This is a genomic window from Qipengyuania sp. 902, assembly GCF_051195295.1.
Classification (GTDB): Bacteria; Pseudomonadota; Alphaproteobacteria; order Sphingomonadales; family Sphingomonadaceae; genus Qipengyuania.
The window spans coordinates 1-2527 of the sequence record NZ_JBNJLJ010000009.1 but is presented as its reverse complement, the minus strand read 5'-3'; the positions used below and the strand labels follow the sequence as shown (position 1 = coordinate 2527).

At 67.7% G+C, this 2527-nt stretch carries 2 protein-coding genes; both read left to right on the top strand.

Annotation, left to right across the window (positions count from 1 at the left end; translation table 11 throughout):
- The first annotated feature begins 118 nt into the window (after positions 1-118).
- Entirely contained in the window at positions 119-1027 is a 909-nt protein-coding gene (locus tag ACSH0F_RS15130; protein ID WP_435203928.1) for a tyrosine-type recombinase/integrase, read from the top strand.
- 6 nt (positions 1028-1033) lie between these two features.
- Positions 1034-2227: an IS91 family transposase gene (locus ACSH0F_RS15125; RefSeq protein ID WP_435203927.1), complete on the top strand. Its 1194-nt coding sequence runs from the start codon at positions 1034-1036 to the stop codon at positions 2225-2227.
- Positions 2228-2527: the final 300 nt, after the last annotated feature.

Below are 2527 nucleotides of genomic sequence, written 5' to 3'. Positions count from 1 at the left end.
TGCACGAACCCGCTTCGCGGGATGGTTGCTTGTGGTGAGGGTGATGTAGAACGACGGGCGTAGCGTCTGGTCCGAGAGAGGCAGACGATCGTGGCTCCTTCAACCGAGGAGTCGAACGATGAACGAGATTATTCCGATTGGGCCTGTCAGCCCGCTGCGCCAGCGGCTGATCGAAGATATGACCCTGCGCCGGTTCAGCCCGGAGACGCAGCGCAACTATCTGCGCGATGTCGGGCGGTTCGCGACCTGGCTGGGGCGCTCGCCCCACACCGCGACCGCCGAGGATGTCCGGCGGTTCCAGATCGAGCAGCGGGACGCCGGCATCCCGGCGCCGACCATGAACAGCATTGTGGCGGCCCTGCGGTTCTTCTTCACTCACACGCTCGACCGTCCCGAGCTTGCCCGTAAGCTGGTCCGCACCGCGCACGCCCGCAAGATCCCGGTGGTGTTGACGCAGACCGAGGTGAAGCGGCTGCTCGATGCGACCACCTGCCTCAAGCACCAGGCCGCGTTGTCGGTCGCCTATGGCGCGGGTCTGCGCGTCGGCGAGGTCGCGGCGCTCAAGGTGCGCGATATCGACAGCAAGCGCATGCTGCTCAGGATCGAACGCGGCAAGGGCGGGCGCTATCGCAATGCCATGCTGCCCGAAGGGTTGCTCGTGCTGCTGCGCGACTGGTGGCGCGCGGGCCGGCAGCAGGGCGTGCTCCACGCCGATGGCTGGCTCTTCCCCGGTCGAGGCGGCATGCTGCCGATCAGCACACGGCAGCTCCACCGCGTCGTCGTCGAAGCCGCCGAGGCAGCCGACATCGCCAGGCGGGTCGGACCGCACACCCTGCGGCACAGTTTTGCGACCCACCTGCTCGAGGACGGGGTCGATATCCGCGTCATCCAGGTGCTGCTCGGCCACGCCAGGCTGGGCACCACCGCGTTCTACGCCCAGGTGGCGACCAAGACGATGCGGGCGGTGGTCAGCCCGCTCGATCGGCTCGCGCTCGCGGCACCGGACAAGAAGGCGCCAAGCGGCTGAGAGCCGGTGCGCGCCTCACTCGAGGTCGCCGACGTCTTGCGTGCCGCCGGGCCAGCTTATCGGGCTACCCATGCCGAGCATCTGAGCCTGCAGCAGCTCAAGGTCATGTCGGCGATCGAGCACTGCCGCACCGCCGCGCTGGGCGGGCATGTCGAGGCCTGCACCGACTGCGGGCACTGGCGGATCGCCTACAACTCCTGCCGCAACCGGCATTGCCCCAAGTGCCAGGGCGCCGCCGCACGGACCTGGCTCGCCGCGCGCGAGGCCGACCTGCTGCCGGTCGGTTACTTCCATGTCGTGTTCACGCTGCCCGCCGAGATCGCCGAGATCGCGTTCACCAACAAGGCGCTCCTTTACGACCTGCTGTTCAAGACCGCCTCGGAGACGATGCTGACCATCGCCGCCGATCCCAGGCATCTCGGCGCCCGGATCGGCATCACCGCCGTGCTTCACACCTGGGGTTCGGCCATGACCCACCATCCGCACATCCACATGATCGTGCCAGGAGGCGGCATCGCGCTGGACGGGGAGAGATGGATATCCTCCCGCCCGGCTTTCCTCCTTCCGGTGCGAGTGCTGGGTGCACTCTTCCGCCGCCTGTTCCTCACCCGGCTGCTGGCGCTGCACGATGCCGGTAAGCTCGCCTTCTTCAGCCAGCTGGCACCTCTTGCTGACCGGCGCGCGTTGCTGCGCCACCTGTCGCCAGTGCGCAAGAAGCGCTGGGTGGTCTATGCCAGGCCGCCGTTCGCCGGTCCCGAGGCAGTGCTCGCCTATCTGTCGCGCTACACCCACCGGATCGCCATCTCGAACAGCCGTCTTCTCCGGTTCGGCGAGAGCGGCGTCACGTTCCGTTACAAGGATTATCGCCGCTCCGCGCCAGACCGTCAGCAAGTGATGACGCTCAGCGCCGACGAGTTCATCCGCCGCTTCCTGCTGCACTGCCTGCCGCGCGGGTTCCACCGCATCCGCCACTACGGCCTGCTCGCCGCCAGCACCCGCAAAGCCCATCTCGAACGCGCCCGTCAGCTGCTAGCGATCGCACCGCCGGCGACGGACGAGCCCTCCAGCGAACCGACCGATCCGCGTCCGGCATGCCCTTGCTGCGGCGGGCGCATGGTCGTCATCGAGACGTTCCAGCGCTGCCACCTGCCGCGCGGCCCGCCATACCCGATCGTCCCATCCGGGATGCCTACGCCGTGATCCGGCACGGCCCGACACCCTCGCGCCCCGCCGCAGCCACGCTTCCGGCGACAAGGACGTCTGCATATCGTCCGTCCAAGAGCGGTCGTCCCATCGCCAAAATCGGACGGACGCGCTTCCCACGGCTGCTGTGTCACCGCAAAATCGGACAGGCTGCTCTCAGGCACGTCCGCTTATCGGCACCGTCAGCAGACGCCCGGACAAACCCGAAATCGAAATCCCCATAGCTCATCGCGTGCGGCCCGCGGGTTCGGGCACCGTCGACTTTCCGACGCCTCACGGCGTCCGAAACTCTAAACG